18 protein-coding genes are annotated in these 19,250 nt (G+C 65.3%); 9 read left to right on the forward strand and 9 right to left on the reverse strand.

The window, feature by feature from the left end; translation table 11 throughout:
* Positions 1–480: 480 nt before the first annotated feature.
* The 4 genes from ACFQZZ_RS02705 to dnaA form a co-directional block, all read right to left on the reverse strand.
* On the reverse strand, positions 481–1,050 hold the full coding sequence (locus ACFQZZ_RS02705; protein ID WP_378673371.1) for a DUF721 family protein: 570 nt from the start codon (positions 1,048–1,050) through the stop codon (positions 481–483).
* Positions 1,051–1,377: 327 nt separating this feature from the next.
* The gene (gene recF, locus ACFQZZ_RS02710) at positions 1,378–2,649 is read right to left on the reverse strand and encodes a DNA replication/repair protein RecF (protein ID WP_378673374.1); all 1,272 of its coding nucleotides are present in this window, start codon (positions 2,647–2,649) and stop codon (positions 1,378–1,380) included.
* A 136-nt stretch (positions 2,650–2,785) separates the two neighbouring features.
* Positions 2,786–3,967 (reverse strand): DNA polymerase III subunit beta, encoded by a 1,182-nt coding sequence (gene dnaN, locus ACFQZZ_RS02715; RefSeq protein ID WP_378673377.1) that lies wholly within the window; start codon positions 3,965–3,967, stop codon positions 2,786–2,788.
* A gap of 845 nt (positions 3,968–4,812) precedes the next feature.
* Complete coding sequence (gene dnaA, locus ACFQZZ_RS02720) at positions 4,813–6,837, reverse strand: chromosomal replication initiator protein DnaA (protein ID WP_378673379.1); 2,025 nt, start codon at positions 6,835–6,837, stop codon at positions 4,813–4,815.
* 588 nt (positions 6,838–7,425) lie between these two features.
* Here dnaA and rpmH point away from each other — a divergent pair.
* The 9 genes from rpmH (at position 7,426) to ACFQZZ_RS02765 (ending at position 14,640) form a co-directional block, all read left to right on the forward strand.
* The gene (rpmH, locus tag ACFQZZ_RS02725; RefSeq protein WP_209885332.1) at positions 7,426–7,569 is read left to right on the forward strand and encodes a 50S ribosomal protein L34; all 144 of its coding nucleotides are present in this window, start codon (positions 7,426–7,428) and stop codon (positions 7,567–7,569) included.
* 21 nt (positions 7,570–7,590) lie between these two features.
* Positions 7,591–8,028 carry a ribonuclease P protein component gene (rnpA, locus tag ACFQZZ_RS02730; RefSeq protein ID WP_378673382.1) on the forward strand — a complete coding sequence of 146 codons (438 nt, stop codon included), beginning with the start codon at positions 7,591–7,593 and terminating at the stop codon, positions 8,026–8,028.
* A gap of 41 nt (positions 8,029–8,069) precedes the next feature.
* Positions 8,070–8,372: a membrane protein insertion efficiency factor YidD gene (gene yidD, locus ACFQZZ_RS02735; RefSeq protein WP_378674018.1), complete on the forward strand. Its 303-nt coding sequence runs from the start codon at positions 8,070–8,072 to the stop codon at positions 8,370–8,372.
* Positions 8,373–8,376: 4 nt separating this feature from the next.
* Positions 8,377–9,468 (forward strand): membrane protein insertase YidC, encoded by a 1,092-nt coding sequence (gene yidC / locus ACFQZZ_RS02740; protein ID WP_378673385.1) that lies wholly within the window; start codon positions 8,377–8,379, stop codon positions 9,466–9,468.
* A gap of 128 nt (positions 9,469–9,596) precedes the next feature.
* Positions 9,597–10,127, forward strand: coding sequence for a protein jag (locus ACFQZZ_RS02745; RefSeq protein WP_378674021.1), 531 nt, complete (start codon positions 9,597–9,599; stop codon positions 10,125–10,127).
* Between the two features lie 132 nt (positions 10,128–10,259).
* Positions 10,260–10,988, forward strand: a complete 729-nt coding sequence (rsmG, locus tag ACFQZZ_RS02750; RefSeq protein WP_378674024.1) for a 16S rRNA (guanine(527)-N(7))-methyltransferase RsmG — start codon at positions 10,260–10,262, stop codon at positions 10,986–10,988.
* Positions 10,989–11,631: 643 nt separating this feature from the next.
* Positions 11,632–12,585 (forward strand): ParA family protein, encoded by a 954-nt coding sequence (locus tag ACFQZZ_RS02755; protein WP_378674027.1) that lies wholly within the window; start codon positions 11,632–11,634, stop codon positions 12,583–12,585.
* A 57-nt stretch (positions 12,586–12,642) separates the two neighbouring features.
* Complete coding sequence (locus tag ACFQZZ_RS02760; RefSeq protein ID WP_378673388.1) at positions 12,643–13,656, forward strand: ParB/RepB/Spo0J family partition protein; 1,014 nt, start codon at positions 12,643–12,645, stop codon at positions 13,654–13,656.
* A 252-nt stretch (positions 13,657–13,908) separates the two neighbouring features.
* Entirely contained in the window at positions 13,909–14,640 is a 732-nt protein-coding gene (locus ACFQZZ_RS02765) for a GNAT family N-acetyltransferase (protein ID WP_378674030.1), read from the forward strand.
* Between the two features lie 117 nt (positions 14,641–14,757).
* Here ACFQZZ_RS02765 and ACFQZZ_RS02770 read toward each other — a convergent pair whose 3' ends face one another.
* The 5 genes from ACFQZZ_RS02770 to sigM form a co-directional block, all read right to left on the reverse strand.
* A complete protein-coding gene (locus tag ACFQZZ_RS02770; RefSeq protein ID WP_378673391.1) occupies positions 14,758–15,954 on the reverse strand; it encodes an N-acetylmuramoyl-L-alanine amidase in 1,197 nt (398 codons plus the stop codon).
* Positions 15,955–16,132: 178 nt separating this feature from the next.
* On the reverse strand, positions 16,133–16,465 hold the full coding sequence (trxA, locus tag ACFQZZ_RS02775; RefSeq protein ID WP_378673394.1) for a thioredoxin: 333 nt from the start codon (positions 16,463–16,465) through the stop codon (positions 16,133–16,135).
* Between the two features lie 34 nt (positions 16,466–16,499).
* On the reverse strand, positions 16,500–17,486 hold the full coding sequence (trxB, locus tag ACFQZZ_RS02780; RefSeq protein ID WP_378673397.1) for a thioredoxin-disulfide reductase: 987 nt from the start codon (positions 17,484–17,486) through the stop codon (positions 16,500–16,502).
* Positions 17,487–17,582: 96 nt separating this feature from the next.
* Complete coding sequence (locus tag ACFQZZ_RS02785) at positions 17,583–18,392, reverse strand: hypothetical protein (RefSeq protein ID WP_378673400.1); 810 nt, start codon at positions 18,390–18,392, stop codon at positions 17,583–17,585.
* A gap of 137 nt (positions 18,393–18,529) precedes the next feature.
* Positions 18,530–19,090: an RNA polymerase sigma factor SigM gene (gene sigM, locus ACFQZZ_RS02790; protein WP_378673403.1), complete on the reverse strand. Its 561-nt coding sequence runs from the start codon at positions 19,088–19,090 to the stop codon at positions 18,530–18,532.
* Between the last annotated feature and the right edge of the window lie 160 nt (positions 19,091–19,250).

The following is a 19,250-nucleotide window of genomic DNA, read 5'->3' on the forward strand; positions in this document are numbered from 1 at the left end:
ACGCGCCGAAGGTATCGCCGCTAGTTACGTCACCATCCTACTGGTAGACCCAAGCCACAGCGCACCTACGACACCCCTGACGGCTCCGTGGATGCGAGAAATCGAACGACGACGGGTCCGTTCCGCCTTCCGAGGGTTTCAATCCATCTCGGCTGCCCTGAGAGTTGCCACACGCGCCCTGGCTTCGCCACCGGTTGCCAACCGTTCGTTCGGGACGCGAATTCGGTTGCCGCGCGACGGCTGCAACCAGGACGGTTCGGGGCAGCGACGAGTCATTCCACCTAGTCGCGCCGATCGTCGGGCGGACCGGGTGCCATCGGGCCGGGACCGCCGCTCCGGTGCCGAGTCCGAGCGGCGGATGCAGCCAGGCGACCCGGCCTGATGCCCGCGGACTCGGTCGCGGGCACTCGGGGATGAAATCCGTTGCCACGTGGCAGATCCCGATGAGCGGTTTCACGTGGAACGACCCGACCGGGGTTGTTATCCGTACGTGTCCCGGGGACCGCGGCCCTTGATATGCCGTTCCCCTTTACGCCAACTCGGCGCCGCCGGACCGGAGATGCGCACCGAGGTGACCACGCCCTGGCCGACCGCGGCATTGATCTTCGCCAAGATCTGCCCCTGCAGCATGCGCAGTTGCGTCGCCCATGCGGTCGATTCGGCGGCGATGCTGAGCACGCCGTCCTTCAGCGTCACCGGCGTGGCATGGGACGCGATGTCCTCACCGACCACGCCGGACCAGCGGCCGAGAACCATGCCCTCGGCGACTTTCGTCGACCAGCCACGGTTCTTCGCGATCGACCCGGTCAGCCGCGACAGCAGCTGCGGGTCACGCTCGTCCGGGCGCGCGCCCGACCATCCGGTCCGCCGCCTGCCCCCGGCCCGCAGGTTCCGGCGCGGCGACGCGCGTCCCTGCCCGACCGACTTGCCGCTGGCCTTGGCGGCCGCGCGGGCCTCCTCCAGTGCCCGCCGTGCCAGATCTATGCCACGTAGCTCCGGCTCCGCACCGGGCTGCGGTGCGGAGGCGCCCTGCTCAGGCTGATCGCTCATCGACCCGCTCCGTTCGCACGCACTTGCTTTGTCCCCAGCTTTGTCCACTCTGTCCCCAGCCGATGGCTTGCTAGTGCACGGCAAGGTATTCCACGACCGAACGCCCCGATAAAGGTGTCGGTCACCACATTCCACGCCCATCTCGGCGTTTTTTTGTTGTCGAGCATCGGCCGATGGCGCAACGGGTCGGATTCCACCGGTCCGCGAAGCGACTTGACCGGGCCGAATTATCCACAAGTGCTGGCAGTCCGGCCGGCATGTCCGCGTCGACGGCAGCACCTCCGACGCATGGTCACTGTACGGGAGCGCACCGACAGACACCGGGCCCTAGGTGCCGGTCGCGGACGCGCTGCCCGGACCGTTTCCGAGGTCGTCGGCAACACCCGCAGGCTCGACCGGCGGCGGCTCGGCAGCGGGTTCGATGATCCGTGAGATCCGACCGTCCGGCCCGCCGCTGGTTTCCACACGCAGCGGAACCGCTGCCAGTTCCGCGGGCACGTCCTCCGGCACGGCGGCGGTGATCAACACCTGCTCGGCGGTCGCGGCCACCTCCGCAAGTGCGGTGCGCCTGCGGCGGTCGAGCTCGGCGAAGACATCGTCGAGCAGCAACACCGGCTCTGCTCCGGTGGCACGCAGCAGTTCGAATGCACCCAGCCGCAGCGCGAGGGCGAACGACCACGATTCGCCGTGGCTGGCGAATCCCTTGGCAGGCGCGGTACCGAGCATCAGATCGAGGTCGTCACGGTGCGGACCGACCAGGCAGACGCCGCGCTCCAACTCCTTCGGTCGCGCCGCCGCGAGTTCCCGCACCATGATCGCCGCCAACTCCTCGGTGTCCGCAGGCATCGGCGCACGTGCCGGATCCAGGAATTCCGGCGGCAGCGTGGCACTGCGGTAACCGATTGCGGCGGGCCGCGATTCGGGGGCGATCGACGCATACGACTGCGCGAGATAGGGATACAGGTCGTGCACCAGCCGCAAGCGCTGGGCGAGCAGCTCCGAGGCGTGCGTCGCCAAATGCCCGTCCCAGACGTCGAGAGTGGTCAGCTCGGTGTTCGAACCGGACCCGGATCCCCGCGATCGTCCTTGTCGCCCCGCGGTTTTCAACAGTGCCGAACGCTGCCGAAGCACTCGGTCGTAGTCGGCGCGGACCGCGGCGAGCCGAGGGAGCCTGGCTGTACACAACTCATCCATGAACCGTCTGCGCTCGCCGGGATCGCCGCGGACAAGCGCGAGATCCTCCGGCGCGAACAGCACCGTCTGGAGAATGCCGAGAATTTCGCGCGGTCTGCGCACCGGCGACCGGTTGATTTGGGCGCGGTTTGCCGTGCCCTGATTCAGCTCCAAGTCGATCCGAAGCTCGCGGCCCGCGTTCACGACGGTCGTGCCGATCCTGGCACGCTCGGTGCCGAGTCGGATCAGTGGCGCGTCGGCGGCGACCCGATGCGACCCGAGCGTGGCCAGGTAGCCGATTGCCTCGAGCAGGTTCGTCTTGCCGTTGCCGTTCGATCCGAGGAAAACCGTTCGGCCTGGGGATAATTCGAGTTCCGCATGCTCCCAGGAGCGGAAATCACGCAGCGACAGCGCCCTGATGAACATCCGCCTACCTTGACTCGGGCATCATCGTCGCTGGTAGAAGCCCCGGGGTTGATTGAGGTCGCGCAAGCGCCGAATAAGTTGGCGCCCCATCACATTCTGTGGAAGAACTGTGGATAGATTGATCATGCACAGACGCTCAGCCTGGAAGCCGAACCGGCATCAGCAGGTAGATGTACACACTCTCCAGCGCGGCGAAGGCGCCCGAGTCGAGCACTTCCGGCTCTTCGTCACTGGCAGGCAGCAGCACCGCGGGACGGCTCGGTGTGGTGAATCCGAAGGTGACCCGGTCGGAGTGCAGCGCGGACAGCCCGTCGATGAGGTAGCCGGGATTGAATGCGATGGTGAGCGACTCACCACGGAAGTCGGCCTCCAGCCACTCTTCGGCGCGCCCGGCGTCGTCACCGCCCGCGGACAGCAGCAGACCCTCGCTGGAGAACTCCAGGCGCACCTGAGCGCCACGCTCGGCGACAAGGGCGACACGCTTGATGGCATCGGTCAGCGTCGCCACCTGGAGAGTCGCGATCGAGGTGTGTTCCTTCGGCAGCAGCTGACGGAACTTGGGGAACTCGGCATCCAAGAGCCGGGTCGTGGTCCGGCGGCCTGCGTTCACGATGCCGAGCAGACCGTCCGAGCCCGATCCGGAACCGGTGCCGAGCGACAGTTGGACCGGGGCGTCCGAGGGGCCGAGCGTCTTCGCGGCTTCCGAAAGCGTCCTTGCCGGGATGAGCACCGAGGTCTCGATATCGGTGCGGGCAGGCTGCCATTCGATGTGCCGGACCGCGAGCCGGAACCGGTCGGTGGCCGCGAGCACGACCTTGGGTCCCTCGATCTCGACCCGGATGCCGGTGAGCATCGGCAGGGTGTCGTCGCGGCCCGCGGCGACAGCGACCTGGCCGACCGCCTCGGCGAAGACCTCGACGCTCAATTCGCCGGTCTGCTGGGGCACCTCGGGAAGCTGGGGATAGTCCTCGACGGGCATGGTCGGCAGCGAGAACTTCGCGCTGCCACACGCGATCAGCACCCGGGTGCCGTCGAGCGATACATCGACGGGCTTGTTGGACAGCGCCTTGGTGATGTCTGCCAGCAGGCGGCCCGAGACGAGCACCTGGCCGGGGCCCGCGACCTCGGCCGCGACCCGCATCTGTGCGGACACCTCGTAGTCGAAGCCGGAGACGGTCAGCCCGCCCTCATCGGCAACGAGCAGTACACCGCCGAGCACCGGAACGGGAGGCCGGGACGGGAGGCTACGAGCCACCCACGCAACGGATTCGGCGAAGTCTTCTCGAGCGACCCGAAACTTCATGCCTGCAAGCTCCATCGCCCGATCTGTCCTCTCCCGGTTCTGTGATCTATCTCGGCTCGTCAGTTCTCGAACGGGGTGCTGAATCGGCCGCCTTGAAAAGTGTGGCACAGGTGACCGACACCAAACCGTACTCGCGTGCGGCACCTGAACCTAGTCCGACCCTCCGAGCCGATCAACCGAGTACTCGCCGTACTCGGCGTGGGACCGCGCGAACTCATCGATGTTCGATGCGGGTCGGTGGTGTCTGTGGATCAGTCACCCGTCTCGTCCTTGCCGGTCTTTCGGCGAGTGGCACGGAGGCAACGCTCACCAACGGACTTTCCACACACCCTGTTTTGAAGAGAGTTCTCTAAGAAGAAGAACTGAAGTAGTAGTAGGCACTGTGGAATCTGTGGACTGGGGCCGGTATTCGCAGGTCCGGGGGTGTGGTGCCGTGGGGATGGCTATCGGGTGACTCGAGGATGAACGGGAGGGGTCTGTGGAGGGTCCGAAGTTGTTCAGGATCCATCCTCGAGTGCTCCTCGAGTTGTTCCACCAGATTCACCCAGTTGTTCACACATGTGCACCGATTCGTGGACAACTCGAGGATTCCTCGAGGACTCCACATGGAATCCTCGAGGAATCCACAAGCCGCTGACCGAGCACTGCGCTGGTCAGGATGCTTGGGGAGCGATCGCTGTGGAGACTGTTGAATCCACCCCTGTTAGTCCCGGCGCCGGCCCCGCTCCCCCAGCCTGTGCACGAACCGGTGCACAACTAGGAGATTCCTCGAGGACTCCACAGGGATTCCTCGAGGAATCCACAACCCACAAAAAAGCACCGCCCCAGTTCAGGGGCGGTGCAGGGGGTGTTAGTACCGGTCAGCGTGAGCGCTGTTTAATCCGGGCTGTTAGTTCTTGCACCTGGTCGTAGACCCGGCGTCGCTCGGTCATCTCCTTGCGCACTTTCTTGTCGGCGTACATGACCGTGGTGTGGTCGCGGCCGAAGGCCTGACCGATCTTCGGAAGCGAGAGATCGGTGAGCTCACGGCAGAGGTACATCGCGATCTGCCTGGCCTGTGCGAGCGGCCGCGCCTTGCCTGGCCCGGTCAGCTCCTCGAGCGTGGTGTTGAAGTACTCGGCGGTGACGGCCATGATCGTCGCGGCATTGATCTCCAGGGTCGCGGTGTCGGGCATCAGATCACGTAGCACGACCTCGGCCAGCGGAAGATTCAGCGGCTGACCGTTCAGCGAGGCGAACGCGGTCACCCGGATCAGCGCGCCCTCCAGCTCGCGGATGTTGCGTTCGACCCGGCCCGCGATCAACTCGAGCACATCGTGCGGCACGTCGAGCCGGTCCATCCGCGCTTTCTTGCGCAGGATCGCGATGCGCGTCTCCAACTCGGGCGGCTGCACGTCGGTGATAAGACCCCACTCGAATCGCGTCCGCAGCCGCTCCTCCAGGGTGGCAAGCTGCTTGGGCGGCCGATCCGAGGAGACAACGATCTGCTTGTTGGCGTTGTGCAGGGTGTTGAAGGTATGGAAGAACTCTTCCTGGATGCCTTCCTTGCCCTCGATGAACTGGATGTCGTCGACAAGCAGAATGTCGGTCTCGCGGTAGCGGCGCTTGAAGGCGACCTTGCGGTCGTCGCGCAGGCTGTTGATGAAGTCGTTGGTGAACTCTTCGGTCGAGACGTACTTCACCCGCATGCCGGGGAACAGCCGCTGGGCGTAGTGGCCGGCCGCGTGCAGCAGGTGGGTCTTGCCAAGGCCTGAAGCACCCCAGACGAATAGTGGGTTGTAAGCCCTGGCCGGCGCTTCGGCGATGGCCACCGCCGCGGCGTGCGCGAAGCGGTTGGACGCGCCGATCACGAACGTCTCGAAGGTGTACTTCGCATTCAGGCTCGCCGAGGAGTTCGACTGCGCCGGGGTCTCCTGGGTCTTGGTGAAGTAGGTCGGCCAGGAGTTGCGGACGTTGACGACGGGCTCGTCGTCGTGATCACGTGAGTTGTCGGAGATCGGCTCACGGACCGATTCGTGCGCGGCGGCGATCGCGGGATCCTCGTTCGGGCCGCCCTCACGCATCGGCGCCCTGGCCGGACCACGCATCGGCGCAGGTCCCGGCTCCGGGGTGAACAAGGACTCCTGCCCAGGTGGAATGGAGTCGCGACGCGGCGGCATCCCGGGTTCGCGCCGCGGCGCGGGCATCACCTCCGGCGTCGGCGCGCCGGTACCTTCTCTGCGAGTGCCCTGGCTCGGATAATCGCCGCGGGTCGGGTACTCATCGGTGTGGTAATCGCCATTGGGGGTGTACTCGGCAGCGGGCACGTACTCCTGGGACGGCACGTACTCGGGTTCGTAGTCGGTTCCGGGGTAATCCGACGTCGGCGCATAGTCATTGGCGGCCGGTGCGTAGTCGTTCGACTGGGGGGCGTAGTCATTGGACGCGGCCTGGTAGTCGTTCGGGCTTGCATAGCGCGGCGCTTGATAGTCACTGCGGCCGGGATAGTCGGCCGACGGATATCCGGCGGGGCCGCGACCGGCGTCCCTGCTTCGCTCGGGCCTGCTGGTCATCCTGGCGTGGCGTGCCGAATTGCCGGGGCGCTCGGAGGGCTGGTTGGTCGGTGCCGCGATCCGGACGCCGAGTCCTTCCACCTGGGGGCCGAGGCGCCGGGCCAGCGAGCGCAGGATGGGTTCGCGCAGATCGCGTTCGATGGCTTCCTGAGCCAGCGACGAGGGCACCGAGAGCAAGGCGAATCCCTGGGCCACCGTCAGTGGCTTGACCAGTTTCAGCCAGGCCTGCTGCGCGCGGGTCACCGGTGGGATGGCACCATCGGGTGAGCCGGTAGTGAGCTCGGCAACAACCTCGGGCCATACCGTGGCCAACACGTTCTGCTCGTCGTCCATGCAGTTTCCTCCCCGGAAGTAGGCGATAGGAGCAGACGGCCGGGGTACGCGGGCAGCTACCGGACAAGGTAGATTTTGATGATCCCGCGTACGTCCGTTAGGTTCGGACGCTGCCCGGATTCCCCCGTCCCGGGCGGCGACGTGGCACCGTCGGCCCTACGAATATGCCACTCCAGGGGTCTTTCCACACAATTATCCACAGATGTGGAGAACTCTGGGGAAATGTGAAACGTGCTCGCATTCGTCCGCGACACGGCCTGGACCTGCGGTTCTGTAGCAATCTTCTGGCTACACGCGCTAGGTGCCGAGGTGGTCCCCGGCTAGGGGTGTGGACGAACTCACGGTAACCGCATGAATGCGTAGCCCGCCGGGGTGGGCCGAGTTTGACCCGCTCCTGGCCGATCAGTACCCTCGTACAGTCACCCCTTGGTGCGGTGGCGGTCCTGTGCTGACCGCGGTTGGTCGAGCCAGACCTGTGCGCCAGGACCGACGCGCGCCGATGATGACCAGACTGCGATTCATCGCGAAATACGTAATACCCATACTTCGGGTGCCGACTGGCGCCCACTTACTCGAGGAGTGTTGACCGTGGCCAAGGGCAAGCGGACGTTCCAGCCGAACAACCGTCGTCGGGCGCGTGTTCACGGCTTCCGTCTTCGGATGCGGACCCGTGCGGGTCGCGCCATCGTTTCCGCGCGTCGCGGCAAGGGCCGCAAAACCCTCACTGCCTGATCTTCGCTTTCGGACGCTCGGGTGTTGCCTGAGCCGTATCGGTTGCATCATCGTGCCGACTTCTCCCGGACGGTGCGCCGCGGCCAGCGAATCGGGAGGCGAGATCTGGTCGTACACGCGCTTGTGCACGGGTATGACGGAATCATGGGCGCGAGTGGACGACAGGACGATCCGGCAACAGCCGGATCGTTGGTTCGCATTGGCGGACCACGGTTCGGATTGATTGTCAGCAAGGCGGTGGGCTCCGCGGTGGTTCGACACCGGGTGGCCCGCCGCCTGCGTCATATGTGTGCCAAGGTAACCGCCGATCTACCCGCCGAGGCCGACATCGTGATCCGCGCGCTACCCGGTGCGGCCGAGGCCGACTCGGACGAGTTGCTTCACCAGTTGCGCGGCGCGCTGCGCAAGCTCGGCATCGCCCACGAGTCCAATGGCGCAGCCCCCGGCGGCCGGTCGTGAGCGCGACCGTCGCTCGGCTGCCCGCCAATGCACTGATCTTTATGATCGAGCTGTACCGCACCTACGTCTCCCCCACTCGCATGCCGGTGTGCCGTTTCACCCCGACCTGTAGCGAGTACGCCGTCACCGCGCTGCGCACTCGCGGACTGTTCGTCGGCCTCGTATTGACGGTCGTGCGATTGGCCAAATGTGCGCCCTGGCACCCTGGTGGGTGGGACCCCGTTCCGGAACGCGGAAAACGCGCAGCGAACGAGGCAGCCGCCGACCCTGCGACGCCGGCGCCAGATGCTTGTAAAGGATCACCGCGCGCGGTGATCGGCGACACGAACGACGGGAGTGCATAGAGCCGTGCTCGACTTCATTTATTATCCGGTGTCCTGGATCCTCTGGTTCTGGCATCGGGTCTTCGGGTTCGCGTTCGGCGCGGACAACGGACTCACCTGGGCCCTCGCCGTGGTGTTCCTGGTGTTCACGCTGCGAGTGCTGCTCTACAAGCCATTCGTGAAGCAGGTCCGCACGACCAAGCAGATGCAGGAGCTGCAGCCCCAGATCAAGGAGCTGCAGAAGAAGTACAAGAACGATCGCCAGAAGATGGCGACCGAGATGCAGAAGCTGCAGAAGGACCACGGCTTCAATCCATTGATGGGCTGCCTGCCGATTCTGGCGCAGGTGCCGGTGTTCCTCGGCCTGTTCCATGTACTGCGCTCCTTCAACCGGACCGGCCACGGCATCGGGCAGCTCGGCATGTCGGCCTACGACAACGCGCACACGTCGAACTACGTCTTCAATGCCGCCGATGTCCAGTCGTTCCTGAGCGCCCGTATCTTCGGCGCCCCCATCTCCGCCTTCATCACCAGCCCGGCCAGTGAACTGCAGGCATTCGCCGAATACGGCGGTGTGCCGAGCAAGGTCAGCATCGCGGCCGTAGCCATCCCGCTGATGGTAATCGCCGGTCTGGCAACGCATTTCAACGCGCGCGCGTCGGTGGCGCGGCAGAGCGCCGAAGCCGCGGCGAACCCGCAGGCCGCGATGATGAACAAGCTAGCGCTGTGGGTGTTCCCGCTCGGCGTGCTTGTCGGTGGTCCGTTCCTGCCGATCGCCATCCTGCTCTACTGGGTGTCCAACAACATCTGGACCTACGGGCAGCAGCACCTCGTCTTCGGCCGGATGGAAAAGGAAGAAGAAGAGAAGAAGCAGGCGAAGCTGGAGCAGCGTGCGCAGAATGCGCCGAAGCCTGGCGCCAAGCCGGTCAGCACGAAGAAGAAGCAGGCATCGGTCGACGCCGCACCCGTGGATGCCGAGGTCGACTCGACCGACGCTCCCGCGTCGACGAACGGCACCGCAAAGCCTGCCGCGGGCAAGACATCCGGACAGCGCAGGCCGGGCGGCCAGCGGCGGCCGGGCACCCGAGGCCGGGCGAATCAGAAGCGTCGACGCTGAACGCATTGATCAACCCCTGATCGCGTTTCCGTCCGGCGTCCAGCGCCGGGTCCGCGCGATAAGCAGATGAAGGAAATCAAATGACTGTTGAGACCGACGGAGGGGACGCCACAGTGGCGACGACGACGATGGTGGACACCACGACGGGTCGTGAACCGGAGACCGGGGCGGACCCCGGCGATGTCGCGAGCGACGCCGAAGAAGCTCTGATCGAAGAGGGCGAAATCGCCGGCGACTATCTCGAGCAGTTGCTCGATGTGCTTGATTTCGACGGTGACATCGACCTCGACGTCGAGGGCGATCGTGCCATCGTCAGTATCGACGGCGGCCGGGATCTCTCGAAGCTGGTCGGCCGCAACGGTGAGGTGCTCGACGCGCTGCAGGAGCTGACTCGGTTGGCCGTGCAGCAGACGACCGGCGTGCGCAGCAGGCTGATGCTCGATGTGGCCGGCTGGCGGGCCAAGCGTCGCTCCGAGCTGAGCGCGCTGGGTACCGCTGCCGCGCAGCGGGTGCTCGAGTCGGGTGCGCCGGAGCCGTTGGCTCCGATGACTCCGTTCGAGCGAAAGATCGTGCACGACGCGGTGGCCGCGGTCGACGGCGTGAGCAGCGAGAGCGAAGGCGTCGAGCCGAATCGGCACGTGGTCGTAGTACCTTCCTGAACCACCTTCCGGGACGCCAAGTTTGGTGACCGGATGCGCAATGGTTGGATAGGGCCTCTGGTCTTCGGACCGGGGGCCCTTATTCATGTGTTCATGTCCGGCCTGCTGCCTGATCGACTCGAGCTCGGAAGGATGTTTCACGTGGAACGAGATCTCAGTGAAGCCACTGCGTTGCCAGCCGAGCTGGAACCACCCGCGATCGCCGCGACGGTATTCGGCGATCGCCTCGAGCTCGCGCGCCGCTACTGTGGCGCGCTGGCCACCGCAGGAGTGGAGCGTGGCTTGATCGGTCCCCGCGAGGTGCCCCGGCTCTGGGATCGGCACATCCTCAACTGCGCAGTGCTGGGTGAACTGATCGCCGAGGGCGCGACGGTGGTCGACATCGGCAGCGGCGCGGGCCTACCGGGTATCCCGTTGGCGATCGCGCGACCGGACCTGCGGATCACCTTGGTAGAGCCATTGCTCCGTCGCACCATCTTCCTCAGTGAGTTCATCGAGTCGGCAGGACTCGATGTCACCGTGGTGCGTGGCCGGGCCGAACAGTCGGGCGTGATGAAGGAAGCGGGCGGCGCGGATGTCGTTACCTCGCGTGCGGTCGCACCACTGGCGAAGCTGGCGCAGTGGTCACTCCCCCTGCTCCGTGATCACGGGCGGATGCTGGCACTGAAGGGAGTAAGTGCTGCCGAGGAACTCGAGCGCGACGGTGCGGCCTTGGCGCGCGCGGGTGCGGGCAACGCGACCGTCCTCGAGTGTGGGGCAGGAATCGTTTCGACTCCCACCTTGGTGATCAGTGCAGAGCGTCTGCCGCGGACCGAGCGAGCGCCGCGCCGCGCGGCCCGGCAAGCCCGGAAGGCGAAGTAGCGGGAACAGGGGCGGGCCTATGTTTCATGTGAAACCTGGTCCACGAGTGGTCGATCGAAGTTCGACATCGCGATCGATGGCGACATCGCGACGCCCCTGGCATAGCCGCTCCCCTGACTGGACAGTGGATTCTCCACGTGACAGTTCGTGCCGCGAGTCGGTGTATTCGTTGCCAACGATGCGGTGCCAACCGCGGATGTCCGCGGCCAACCGAGCATACGGAGATAGCGCTTCGTCGGGTGGCTCCGAAGTGCTGATTCGGCACCAAGTTTCATGTGAAACATCACTTCGAGTGCGCGAAACATGGTCCGTGCGATGAAGAATCGCCGCTGATTTGCGTGCTCTTTGTGCGTTGCCGCGATTCAGCTTTCTAATCACGCTCGGGGCTGGCAAGCTAGGGACCGTCGGGCGTGAGCGTTGGTGCCACGGAGGGATGTCGGTGTCACAGCGGTGAGAGCTCCGCTCGGTCGATCGGGCGCCGCGGTTCCGCTTGAGCATCATGTTCGATCCGACACAGCTATTGATGACACGGCGCCGACGCTCGTCGGGAGCTCGTGATCTGAGGTTCTCGCGTTAGGAGCTGTCTATGTCGAGCGGTGGTCCGGCGAATGTTTCACGGGAAACTACGTCGCGCGTGCCGGGAATGCTGGACTCCAGCAATCTCGATGCGGAGGCCTTCGGAAGCACACCGTTCGGGCACATCTCCGCTAGTGAGACCCCGATCGCGGCCGAAGCGCAACGCGCCAGTCAGATATTGCATCCAGGAAAGGTGACAGTGCCGAAACCGCACGAGCAACGCATCATCACCATTGCCAATCAAAAAGGCGGCGTCGGTAAGACGACGACAGCGGTCAATCTCGCGGCCGCCCTGGCACACCAAGGGATGACAGTTCTCGTGATCGACCTCGATCCGCAGGGCAACGCAAGTACTGCCCTCGGCGTCGATCATCACTCGGGCGTCCCGTCGAGTTACGAATTGCTGATCGGCGAGATCTCGGTGAAGGACGCGATCCAGCAGAGCCCGCACAGTCCGCGCCTGCTCTGCATTCCGGCCACCATTGATCTGGCCGGTGCCGAGATCGAACTGGTGTCGATGGTGGCTCGTGAGGGTCGACTCAAGGCCGCGATCCAGGAGGCCAACATCGCGGGCTACGACATCGACTATGTGATGATCGACTGCCCCCCTTCTCTCGGTCTGCTCACCGTCAATGCGATGGTCGCGGCCAAGGAGGTGCTGATCCCGATCCAGTGCGAGTACTACGCGCTGGAGGGTGTCGGTCAGCTGCTCCGCAACATCGGTCTTGTGCAGGCACATCTCAATCCCGAATTGCACGTCTCCACCGTGGTTCTCACGATGTACGACGGCCGGACCAAGCTGGCCGACCAGGTCGCGGAGGAAGTGCGTGGACACTTCGGTGACGTGGTGCTGCGGTCGGTGATTCCCCGCAGCGTGAAGGTCTCCGAAGCTCCGGGCTACGGAATGACGGTGCTCGATTATGATCCAGGCTCCCGGGGCGCGATGAGCTATCTCGATGCTGGTCGTGAGATGGCAGCGCGTTCGGTGCCCCGGCGCGGGGCAGCAGAAGGCGCACAGTGACCCGAAGCGGTCGATTGGACTGGCGTGGTGGCGAACAGAGAAGGGATCGGTAGACCGATGACTCAGGCGAAGAAGGGTGGGCTCGGGCGCGGTCTTGCCGCGTTGATCCCCACAGGGCCGGCGGCCACACCGGGTCTCGGTAGTGCCGCGGCGAATGTGGTCATCGGTCTCGATCCGATCGGGCCGCAGCCCGCCTCCGCGTTCCTGCATCGGGTACCTGATCCGACCGAGGAGGAGCTCTCCTCCCCCGGCGGCGCGATCTATCGCGAGATCGCCCCGGAGCAGATCGAGCCGAATCCAAAGCAGCCGCGACACGTCTTCGAGGAGGAGGCGCTCGCCGAGCTGGTGCACTCCATCCGAGAGTTCGGTCTGATGCAGCCGATCGTGGTGCGTCGGGTCGAGCCCGCAGTGGACCGGTATCAGATCGTCATGGGCGAGCGGCGTTGGCGGGCCTGCCAAGAGGCCGGTCTGGCTACGATTCCGGCGATCGTCCGTGAGACCGCTGACGAATCAATGCTGCGCGACGCGCTGTTGGAGAACATCCATCGAGTGCAGCTCAATCCGCTCGAAGAGGCAGCGGCCTATCAGCAGCTGCTCGAAGAGTTCGATGTCACCCACGAGGAACTGGCATCGCGAATCGGCCGCTCCCGACCGGTCGTGACGAACATGATCCGGCTACTGAAGCTGCCGATCCCCGTGCAGCGGCGCGTGGCGGCTGGTGTGCTGTCCGCGGGACACGCTCGGGCACTGCTCGGTCTCGAGGCCGGGGCGGATGCCCAAGAGGTGCTCGCCGCGCGGATCGTCGCAGAGGGGCTGTCGGTCCGGGCTACCGAGGAAGCCGTCACCCTGGCGAACCGGGATCCGGACGCCCCGGCGCCGTCCGCTCCCCGGCGCAAGCCGATCCATATGCCGGGTCTGCAGGATGTCGCCGAGCGGCTGTCGGAATCTTTCGATACTCGGGTCACTGTGAGTCTCGGCAAGCGCAAAGGCAAGATCGTCGTCGAGTTCGGCTCGGTCGAAGATCTCGAGCGCATTGTCGGGATGATGGAACAACAACAGCTCGGCATGTGACGGAAGTGGCGAAAATAGCCCCGTGTTTCCGATAAGTACGGGCCTGGCGCCGAAACGTCACAGTGACGGCGCGGAAAATAGAGGAATGCGGCGCCGCCGTGACCCTCGATGGGACCGGCGCAAGGCTCCTGACCAATAGCACAGTGACGTGGAGTGAGGCGGGATCTCGTTGATCGCTTATTCTTGCTGGCGAGCAAGTACTGATGCGGCGTGAGCGTGGATGAATCGGACAGCTGGAGGCTGAGTAGAGCGGTGTCGACCAGCGTCACAGCACTTACCCTCGGCGGACTGGACAAACTCCCCACACATGCCCGGCGTTGTGTGTTCTGGGAGATCGATCCCGCGGTGGCCGAGAACTCCCGGGAGTTCAGCGATCCGGTTTTCGAGAAGGAAGCCTGGCTCTCGACGGTCATGTTGGAATGGGGTTCGTGCGGCCAGGTAGCGAACGTGAATGGCAACGTGGCGGGTTGTGCGTTGTATTCGCCACCGAGCGCTGTGCCGCGAGCTGCTCTCTTCCCAACGTCACCGGTAAGCCCGGACGCGGTCCTGCTGACCACGCTGAGCGCCGAATTCCCCTATCCGGATGCCGACATAGCCCACCGGCTCATATCGGCGGTGGTGGCCGATCTGGTGCGCCGCGGCGTTCGGGCGTTGGAGGCCTTCGGCATCCGCACCGATCCCCCGACTAAGGCGATGTCCGACCGGTCGATGGGGTCGATGACCTTGATGGAGCGGATCGGCTCACCGGTCCGGGATTCGGGCTCGGCCAGCGCGGCCACCAAGTGCTCGCCCGAAACGTGCATGATCGACGCGGATTTCCTGGAGGACGTCGGTTTCGAGGTGGTTGCGCAGCATCACCGGTTCCCGCGGCTGCGCCTGGAACTCAACTCCGACCACGGCTGGAAGGAAGACGTGGAACGTGCCCTTGATCAACTGCTCGCCGCGGCATCGCTGACTGTCCCCTTCCGGGTCGGCGCGCCCTAGCTGCGGACGGCACAGACGGCTACGCCCCCGCCGACAAAAGTCGGCGGGGGCGTACTTGTCCGGAGTTATCGATCCGACGTAATCGGCTGGTTCTCAGCGTGATCGGAATCGGCTCTATTACATGCGGTCGGCTGCGGCCAGTTCTTCGGCCAGCAATTCGGCGAAAGTGTATGTGCCCGTTGGCTGGTCGTCTTGGCCGAGCAGGTACAGCCGCTTTACCGAAATCAGGATGGCCTCGGCGATCACGTCGCGCATCCTCGGGTTGGTGAGCACCGTAGCGTCGTATTCGTTGGTGAGGTAACCGATATCGACCTGCACCGTCGGCATCTTGGTCAGGCGCAGCAGATCCCAGGTTCTGGCGTGAAGTCGGCAGTCCTGCAACGATGTTCGCGCGACGACCTCACGCTGGATGAAGCCGGCCAGCACCTGTCCGATCATCGACACCGAGCCGTGCGAGTTGCCGAAGTGGAAGCTCGCCACTCCGTTCGCCGCCGGGCTCGGGTTGGTCGCGCAGCGCAGCGAGATCATCAGGTCGGCGTCGAAGGCGTTGGAGGTTTCGGCCCGTTCGGCGTCGGAGGGGTTGGCGCCCCACGGCCGTGACAAGAAGGTCTCCATGCCGGTGGCGGCCATCCGACCCTCCAACCGACTGGCCAGATCCCACAGGATCTCCGACTCGTAGACGTCGCCGTACTCGGTGGGCACCGGGTGGCCTTTGTCCTGGCCTCCGAGGCCGGGATCGATGACGATGCGCTTGCCGGTCAGTTGTGGTCCGGCCCGGTGCACCACCTCTTCCTCGGCGATGCGGTGTGGATTGCCACCGGTGACGCGCGCACCGAGCAGCTCCAGCGACCGCAACGTGTCGGGACCGCAGATGCCGTCGGCGGCCAGCCCGATTTCCCGCTGGAACGCGGTCAGGCCTTCGTGAGTGTGCGGGCCGAAGTAGCCGTCGACCCGATGCACATAGAAACCGAGGTCCTGCAGCCTGCGCTGCAGGGTTGCCACATCGTCACCGTAGAGCGGTGCGGACAGCTGATAGATCAGGGTGCGGGCGCCGAGGCGATAGGACGCCTCTTTGAGGGCTCGATAGGTAGCCGGGCCGACAATGCCGTCCACCAGCAGGCCGCGGTGCTGTTGGAAGGCCCGAACCGCCGAATCCAGCTGGCGGTCGAAGGAGGCGTCGGTGTCCTTCCAGTACTCGCGCGCGTCGGCCTTATCGGTGCCTGCGGCGTGAGTGTGCAGAAACCCGAGACTTGCCAGGGTGCTCCGAACCTCGGCGACGGCTGGACCGGTATCGCCGTGACGAAGTCGGTGCATGCGTGAGAGCCCTTTCCTTCCGTCAACCCGGGTACCCACTCATGCGACGGCGTACACCCTCGCACGACCGGAGTCGGTCGATTGTCTCAGACCCGGACGGGAATTCGACAATTCCCAAGTCCAGGCATCCTACGGCGCGTCGTTGGATAACGGCGGCCTTTGGGGACTCGATTCGGCGTCAGATGATGCCGTCGAGTTCGCGCAACAGGGCGGCTTTGCCCTTGGCTCCCACGATCTGCTTGACCGGCTTACCACCGGAAAACAGCATCATAGTTGGGAGCGAAAGGATCTGATAATCGCGGGCGGTGCCCGGGTTGGCGTCCACGTCCAGCTTGGCGACGGTCAGCTTGTCCGCGTGTGCGCCCGCGATCTCCTCCAGCACCGGGGCGACCATCTTGCACGGACCGCACCAATCGGCCCAGAAGTCCACGAGTACGGGCTTCTCGCTGAGCAGCACGTCATCGGCGAAGGACGCGTCGGTGACGGTGACCGTATTGGCACTCTTGGACATGGGTTATCTCCTTGCGATGGAAAAGATTGTGAGATCAGTTGGCGGGCACGGCAACTGGGCTGCCGGCATGGTCCAGGGTGTTGGACGTGATGTCGCCCTGGTCGGCGAGCCAGCGCTCGGCGTCGATCGCCGCGCGGCAGCCGGTGCCCGCCGCAGTGATCGCCTGGCGGTAGGTGTGGTCGACCAGGTCGCCCGCGGCGAAGACGCCGGGCGCCTCGGTGGCGGTCGAGGGGTGCTGCACCAGGACATAGCCTTCGTCGTCGAGTTCCACCTGGCCCTGGACGAGTTCGCTGCGCGGGTCGTGGCCGATCGCCACGAACAGACCCGTCGCGGCCAACTCCGAGGTCTCACCGGTGCGGGTGTCGCGCAGCGTCAGACTCGTCACACTGGTGTCGCCGTTGACCTCGGCGACCTCGGCGTTGAGCAAGAACTTGATCTTGTCGTTGGCCTTGGCACGCTCGAGCATGATGCGTGAGGCACGGAACTCTTCACGGCGGTGCACGATCGTCACGCTGGCGGCGAACTTGGTCAGGAACGTGGCCTCCTCCATCGCGGAGTCGCCACCGCCGACCACGACGATGTCCTGGCCCTTGAAGAAGAAGCCATCGCAGGTGGCGCAGGCGCTGACGCCGCGGCCGAGCAGCTTCTGCTCACCGGGCACGTTGAGGTAGCGCGCCGCCGAACCCATGGCGAGGATCACGGCGTAGGCCCGGTGCGTCTCGTCGCCGACGGTCACGGTCTTGATCCGCCCGCTCAGGTCGATCGCGTCTACGTCCTCGGTGCGGATGTCCGCGCCGAACCGCTTGGCCTGCTCGCGCATCTCCTCCATGAGGTCCGGGCCCATGATGCCGTCACGGAAGCCAGGGAAGTTCTCGACCTCGGTGGTCGTCATCAGTGCGCCGCCGAACTGGGTGCCCTCGAACACGAGCGGCTGGAGCTCGGCTCGGGCGGCGTAGACAGCGGCCGTGTAGCCGGCGGGTCCGGAGCCGACGATGATCAAGTCGCGAACTGGCGTGCTCATGGGGCCCTTCCGGGGGAGAAATCAGGGACGTGTCGGTCAACAACAGCCTAAACGTTGTTGTTCCCGGGTCAGGGTGTGGCCGACGCCTCGACCACGTCACCCGATGTCGGTGACGGCCAGTTGTTGCGGTTCGCCGGTGGTGCAACCGATCCCGACGACCAGCGCGGTGATCTTGTGCGGGCGCGGGCCGGTGAGCAAGATCAGCACCGCGGCCTTGCCGTGGAGGGTGGCGTTGGTCGAGCCGAGAACAGTGCGGTCGAGGCCGTTGGCCTGCACGCAGCGGTTCAGGGCCGCCTGGCTGCCGAGCGGGCCGGTGACATCGTTGCGGCCGAGCACACTGAGCGCGGCGGTGGCGTTCAGGTCGTCACCGAGTTCGACATTGCCGGTGGGGGGTTGCGCGGTCGGGGCGACCTCGCGGCCGCCGAACGTCGACACGGCCACGGCGGCGCAGGCGACGATCGCTACGGCGGCCGCCGTAGCGGCCAGCCAGCGGAGCCTGCGACCGCGTCGCTCGTCGAGCGAGACCGGCGCGGCGATGTCGTGCGGCCGCGCCTCCGGCTCGGAAACCGCTGCGGTGTCGGCGGATTCGGGTATCGCGGTGAACGGGATCTGATGGATGGTCGCCACCCGTTCGGTGGGTTCTTCGCTCAGGTCGAGCCCGTCGACGAACTGCTCGAGCCGAGCCGCAACGTCGGCGGGCATCGTATGGATGCTCTTGTCGTCGCGGCCGAGCATACGCAGCTGTGCGCTGACTTCGTCGAGCGAATCCAGATACCGCAGCGCTTCCGGGTCGTGACGGACCACGGGCCACAATTGCTCTCCGAGCTCCGGCGCGACATTGTCGGCATGTAGATCGGCGAGCAACTCGGCCGAGAAGGGAGGCTGCGGAACGGATCGGGTCGCCATCGCACCTCCGGTTCTCTCATCTGACGTCATTTTTGTCCGACATCGTGCTTTATCTGACATTGCGTGGGTCCCACCGCCAATACGGGGACTGCATGTACATCGCCTAGTGGTTCGTCACTATTAATGACGCATCCCACCTACTTCCGGTTCCCCGGATCCCGCAGAAATTCCAGGCGTTCTTGTAGACGCTGCCTGGCACGTGCACACCGGCTCTTGATCGTGCCCTCCGGAACGCCCAGCATCGCTGCCGCTTCCGCCACGCTATACCCCTCGAGGTCGATCGCGACGAGCGCCGTCCGCTGGTCCGGCGGCAGCGAGAACAGGGCACGGTCGATAACGAGGGACATCTCCAGTTCGGCCATATCGTCGCGCTCATCGCGCGGTTCAGGCATGGTTTCGGGCGATAGCGAGATCGCGCGGCGGGTCTTGTTGCGCCGGATCCGGTCCAGGCAGGCGTTGACCACGATCGCATGCAGCCAGCTGCGCACCTCCGCCTCGGCGCGGAACGACGCGGCAGTGCGGTGCGCGGAGAGCAGTGCGTCCTGCAGACAGTCGGCTGCGTCCTCGCGCGTGTAGGAGGTGCGAAGGGCGGTCTGCCAGAGGTGATCGTTGTGCCTGCGCAGCAACTCCGCGAAAGCATGCCGCTGACCGCGGACATGGGCGTGGAGCAGTTCGATGTCGGTCAGCTCGTCAGGCATGAACGAGCCTGCGTGATACGCGACCGGCCGCGATGTCCCCCCATGGGACTCGTCGTTCAGTTCGGACAAAAAGGCCAACCCCTTGGACAGCGCTCGCGGTGGCAAACGGACACGGGCGACCGTCACCGAGAATTTCGCAGCAGCCAGGATCGAAACACCA

It is taken from the genome of Nocardia sp. GCM10030253 (assembly GCF_042675075.1).
GTDB lineage: Bacteria > Actinomycetota > Actinomycetes > Mycobacteriales > Mycobacteriaceae > Nocardia.